The organism is Coprococcus sp. LG101-27 (genome assembly GCF_027695515.1).
Lineage (GTDB): Bacteria > Bacillota > Clostridia > Lachnospirales > Lachnospiraceae > Allocoprococcus > Allocoprococcus comes.
On the sequence record NZ_JAQEUJ010000006.1, the window covers coordinates 1 to 250 of the forward strand.

Here is a 250-nt window from a genome sequence, read left to right on the forward strand (position 1 = left end):
ACGGCTTTCCTGAATTGTCAATGTTGTTTTTATATTTTGCGTAATTCAGAATATTCTGATATTTTTGTGCTTCAGTTCAGTCTTCCGTTTAAGTAAGCTATTTCCTTACTCGCCAGAATCGGAATCTTTAAGGACCTTTAACTTTTATAATTTCGTAATTGCTATGATACCAGGGTCAAAAGGTCAGAAAGCCGATGCAAGCTTGCTTGCAAGAGGATTTTTGACCTCTTGACCCGCCAAAAACATGAGT